At 38.0% G+C, this 5,869-nt stretch carries 2 protein-coding genes; both read right to left on the reverse strand.

The features are described from left to right. Positions 1 to 80: 80 nt before the first annotated feature. Positions 81 to 584, reverse strand: coding sequence for a hypothetical protein (locus tag ACFQ2O_RS19310; RefSeq protein WP_377531871.1), 504 nt, complete (start codon positions 582 to 584; stop codon positions 81 to 83). Further along, entirely contained in the window at positions 584 to 5,695 is a 5,112-nt protein-coding gene (locus tag ACFQ2O_RS19315; protein WP_377531874.1) for a helicase-related protein, read from the reverse strand. Before ACFQ2O_RS19315 ends, ACFQ2O_RS19310 begins: the two co-directional genes overlap by 1 nt. Positions 5,696 to 5,869 lie beyond the last annotated feature (174 nt).

Consider the following 5,869-nt stretch of genomic DNA (forward strand, 5'->3'; position numbering starts at 1 on the left):
GAACTCTCCACGAAGTCTGCCGAAACAATGATACAGATTACCATGATACACATCATGCTTAAGAAATTATCCAAATGAAATTAAAACAGCCTCTTAAAATCTGATAATTTAATATGGCCATCAAAATTAGTAATCAAATCAGCAAATCCACCAATTAATGAATCTTTTGCTTCAAGCCATTTTTCAGTTAGTATACTTTTCTTTTGATTGCGCTCGAGCTTAGATACTCTTACCCTTCCCCTGCGTTTGAGTAGCAATTTTACCTGCATTCTTTTTATAGCGTAACCAGGTACATTTTCAGTCAAGGGAGTCAAGAATCCGAAACCCATGTTTTCAAGGGCCTTTTCTTCCCGTTCTATCAACTGACTCCAGTTGTCATTAAACTCTAAATCTGTATTTATTCTATTTATTACAATAAGACGAATACATTCATGGATAACATTCCCCAAATGGTTCGCAGGAGGATAAGGTAATAGTGGCTTAAGGCAAGAATTAGAAAGAACTACACTGTAAGCACACTTGCTAATAGCTGTATACTTACTAGGAGAAATTCGTTTTAGAGGTAGAAGTATATGCTCCTGCATCAATTAATAAGTGATTTCTGATAACACCATCCTGGTCTCCTATGAAGGTTAAATGTATCAACAAACCTTAATACTCCACCATTTTCCGTTGCTTCTTGGTAAATCTCAAATACACACTCAGCTAACCATGTATTATCAGGAACATCTGGTATTCCGCTTTCATTAATCCTGCAATTCCAAAACGGATGAATGATGATTAAATAATATGCTTTTGTCTTTGACACCAGAACAGGTAATTCAAATCCTTCCAGTACATCAAACTCAAAGCTTTCAGCAAAATTGTTCCTCAGCTGGACGGCATCTTCAAACCAGCTATCTAATTCAGGGAAACCATCAAATTGCCCATCTACACCTGCTAAATAATTTCTGTTTATTAAGACACGAAGTAGCGCTATACCTAAACGCCAGTCAAGCAAGCCATGATAATTCATATTCCTGAAAACCTTCAAACAATCATAACAAGCATCTTTACAATGTCTATGTTCTGCACTATGAATCTTTAGCAAGTATTCAGAAATTACTTCGGCATTTCTTGCACCATCACTATCTACACTTTCAGTAATAGTTTGGTTGATTTCATTAAATAGTTTCCTTACAAATCCAGAGCCATTTGGAAGCTCATCGGTGAGGATTATTTCAGCGGTTTCCTTCCCATTTTCCGAAGAAACCTTCCTTATATCAGCAATCTCTATTTCAACTGGATCCACATCGAGCTTATCTGCAACTACTCGCTGCAACAAGAAAGCTGCTGAGTAAAATGCTGACCGTATTCCCGCATAATTATAGTAGCGAGATTGATCGAACATATTTAAAGTCAGTTCAGACGGAATATGTCTGGGTTTCAGTCTAAATATCTCAGTATTCTTATGGGCTGCAAGCGCAATTTGCTCAAAAGAATTTCCATTATCAGAAAAACTAAAGTGATAATTAGTTTTCCTTTCTTCGTTAATGTTTGGGTAAAGATGTGTACCTCGTAATAACCACTGGCCACTATAGTTAAACCATTGTTTGTTATTAAATGGAAAACTATTACCGGTCCTCACAATCGAGCCTTCAAAAAACTTGTCTCCATTTGTGTTTATCCGCCAAGCTACATCTCTATCGGCAATAGTGGCCTTAAAATTATCTCCATCAAATGCTGGTTCAGGTGTAGATTCATTACTACTCTCTGCAAGAATTGGAGGTCTTGAAAGCGTTAATTCTGTAATATCTTTTGAATCCTTCCCGATGGTTAAATTTGTTCTGTATGCAATAGGAGATTTTATGGGAAATATGTTTTCTGGAAAGCTCAAAAACACACCACACTCCAAACATTCATTGATATCAGGCCTATCCTTATAAGATGAATCAATATGACCATTATTGCACCGGATCATCCACCTCTCATTGTAAAATGGACGTTCTGAATTGTGAACTACTGGCTGGTTATGTCGACTATTTGTGACTATATAATCACCTGTAAAACCAATTGAAGTATGTATAGCCTTGTCCTTTGTTTTTTGAGCACCTGGTGCAAATTCGTATATGGCAAGGTCTGTATTCCTGTCTATGGATTTAAGGTTGTAACCCTGTCCATCACAACTTATATCATGGTAGAGGTTCCGGACAGACGTTGGCATGCCAAACATAGGTAATACGCCACCCTCTGCGAGTTTCTCTGCTATATCAATTGTTGAAATTTCATCATTCTCAATAACCTGATTGACTTTTGTCATAAAGTTATCATTTCCATTGTTGGTTATCCAGTTCGCTAACTCCTGCTTCTTATCAGAGCCAATACCTGGATTTAAGGCTTCAATAGTTATTTCTATCTCATTACGGTTATTGGAAATCCATTCTTGAATAGAATCCCTGTAATTATGCCACTGATCTATTTTCCCAAACTCTCCATGAACACTTGTTTGTCGTTCATTTCTGGATAATGCCATGAGATCTTCTCTTATGCTTGGTGCAAGCGGTATAAAAGCTTGTCTTAGCACTTCCTTTGAAAGAAGCCGTTTGATAATTCTGTCTTGCCCCATAGTTAAGAACGGTGGAGGGGGCGGATCACCAGTGATTTTATGTATATGGTTAAAATAGAATTCATCATGACTGCGGCCTCTGCAAAAAGTAAGAATTACTGAAAATGCTTGGCCTCGCCGTCCAGCTCGCCCAACACGTTGCTGGTAATTGAAACGTTGGGGTGGCATGTTAGCTAGCATGACTGCTTGCAATGAACCAATATCTACACCAACTTCTAGGGTTGTTGTTACACTTAAAAGGTCAATAGTCTTTACTGATGGTTGACCATCATCTTGTAAGATGATATTTCTGAAATGTCTCTGACGTTCAAACTGATCATCTGTTTGACCAGTTAATTCTTCACAATGCAATCTTATTGGGTTCCGTTTATTAACTGCAGAATGATAGGAAAGGTAATTATCCTTCCAGTACACTTTACATACAGTATCAGGTTGTTCTGGCAATAAGGTAGTATCAGGATGCTGTGTACAAACACCTGCAGATTTATGCAAGTGTGGACGTCCACCTCTCGGACTCTTCCAAACAGGATCATTTCCTGCTGCTACCTTTATATAAAGTTCCGCAATATTAATTCCTTGGTTATTCAGCACATTAAGTGCCGTTAATGTATTTAATACTATTTCTCCCAGCCGCCTTTCTTCGATAATGTTGATTTGTGCAACCTTCCTAATGTACTTCTTGAATAGAGATGGGAATGTACTGTAGTCCGATACATCAAGAGTACGAACATTATCGAAATCATTTGGAGTGTATCTATACTTATGCCCAAGTATGCGTATAGACGAATTAATTACTTCAAGAAATCGGTCACAGGATAATGTTGCATTACCAGCATTGGAAACAAATACTTCAGCATCAGGATTTATAGTTAAATATCCTAGTCCAGATGCCTCAAGGGAATAGAATAGGTTCCCAAAAAACAAGCTGGCTAATTGAACAAAAGTTCCTCTTTTAATTTCATCTTGAAATTCAACATTATCATTTGTCCAGCTTTGGCCCTCAAAATCAAACATTGAGAACCAAGGGTTATTTGACCGGGGGATATTTTGAAGGTGAATTGATGGGCCTCCAGGATTTACTCCTAATTGAATAAAACTTCTAATTAAAGGCGCACATTCATGTGTATTCAGCAAATGTACAAGGTCGTTAACCCGAACGATACGATTTTTGATTTTTGCAATACTCTGTACACTCTTTTCCCTTCTTTGCCTTTTTCTAGGATTCGGATCATTAACATTTATCTTACTATCTTCAATTGCTTCCTGAACCTCATAAAATTGTGATGCGTGTAGCTGCTCAAATTCATTCGCATCTTCTCCATTTTCTAGTACTGCCACAATCTTTGCTTTAATCAACATATTGTTATGCAGTTCGCTAATTAGTATTTCACGTAATAAATCAGTGAAGTGATTCCTTTCTATACCATTTGCGATTTGAGCAGCATCTTCCCGACTATCCGAAAACACAACCAGTTTTCTCTGCTTTGCATTGTCAGGCAACTGATAAACTAGTTCTTTCGCGAATAATTGGGTAGTCTTAGCAAAACCGGTTCTAAACCCCCGAATAGAAGAACCTTTAGCTCGGTACTGTTCATTTACACCGCATCCAGGACAAGTACAAGGAAGAGCTTTATGCGTGTCAACTAGATTTCCAAAATCATCCAGGTTCGCTTGCATTCTGGAATCAGCAACATCAGAGTGATCTAAATCCCTTAGCACTCTGAAGAAGTATCCACTTATCCAATTTTCTGGTTTATCTTCAACATCAAGATTATAGGGAGCAACATCTCCAGAATATTTATTCAAATAGGCTTCTGTCCATTGCGCGGTGTAGTCCGTTAAATTTACTCCTTCAAGTGTAGATTGTCTCCACCAAGCATCCATTGGCACAGTCCATTCTCCACGTGTTCTGTCATGGGGCGTGAACTCCTGATCGCCTTGAGGCCAGAATATCCCATATTCTTGGTATGTTCTCTTCTCCACAAGCTTTGCTGGTGTCTTTTCAGGAATACCTTCGATATTTGGACTTATTGGGAGCAATTCACAATAAACTGCTGTACCTAAATCTCCAGCCACACCTCTTTTACCTCCAAAGAGTGTTGTTCCGCAATTGTCGCAGTATAATAATTCAAGTACACGATGGCCTTTTTCTGATTTAATTCTTGGTGCAGAGTAGAGTTTACCTACTGTTCTTGTATCCCCCTCACTAACAGGCGATACGGATGCCCATATGCCTTCAATATTCCTGAAAAAATAATGGAATCGAAATCGTTGTAGACTTCTATTGTTACTTTTAAATAGGCCTTTGTATGGAGCTTCATCAAATAATGATCGTGCAATTAACAATCCTCTTGCTGCTTGACACAATTCTTCTTCCCCTACTTGACCAAACAAAGTCTCAAAGAAATAAGGGATATTTGGAGGGTTGCCATCACCAAGTTTTCTAAAGGTACAGACAGGGCGGGGAATTATTTTCTCCCCCTCAACGACACTACTTGCATCAAAAAATCTTTCACGAAGTTTTAATTTAGGATGTAGCAGTAAGTTCAGAAAATCTTCAACTGTTGAAACTGTGACACCAAAATCAAAGGCTTGGCTAAGTAAGTTACCTGCTGATATACATGCCCCTGAGAACAGAGAATCATCCGTCTGTTGTTTAGCTGTTACATATGTCTTGCAAATTTCAATAAAGGGTTTTGTCGGTAGTGGAGCATCCTTATTAGATAGTGGATCTACTGGGCTTAATTCTCCTGTTATAATTTCAAATTTGTCCTTTACATCATCTACTCCTAAAAAGCCAAAGAAATCACTTATATACTGTAAACTGCGTTCATCCCCAGGCTCAAGAGAAGCACTGGAAGCAAGTATCTTTAGTTGAGGATGGTTAGGATGCAATCCAAGCCGCTTCAGTACTAATTTTAATAAATAAGCTATCTCTGTACCTTGTGTTCCGCGATACAGGTGCAATTCATCTATAATTAGGTGAAATATCCTATTACTTTTTTCATTTTCACGTTGGTCTTCTGCAAGGTCGGAACAATCAAGCCAACTGCGAGTTTTCTCAAAAAGTGGTCCATCAATGTCCCGCATAAGCATTATGCTTAACATTGAAAAGTTTGATATCAAGATATCAGGTGGAGCGACCTGCATATCAAATCGACATCTCATTTCCGAACCATCTAGTCTCTGAAAGAAAGACTTAAGTTCGATATCATCAACATCGTTTCCTTTTTCTCTTTCTTGTATTATATATTCTTCAACTTT

This window comes from Pontibacter rugosus (genome assembly GCF_042678745.1).
Lineage (GTDB): Bacteria > Bacteroidota > Bacteroidia > Cytophagales > Hymenobacteraceae > Pontibacter > Pontibacter rugosus.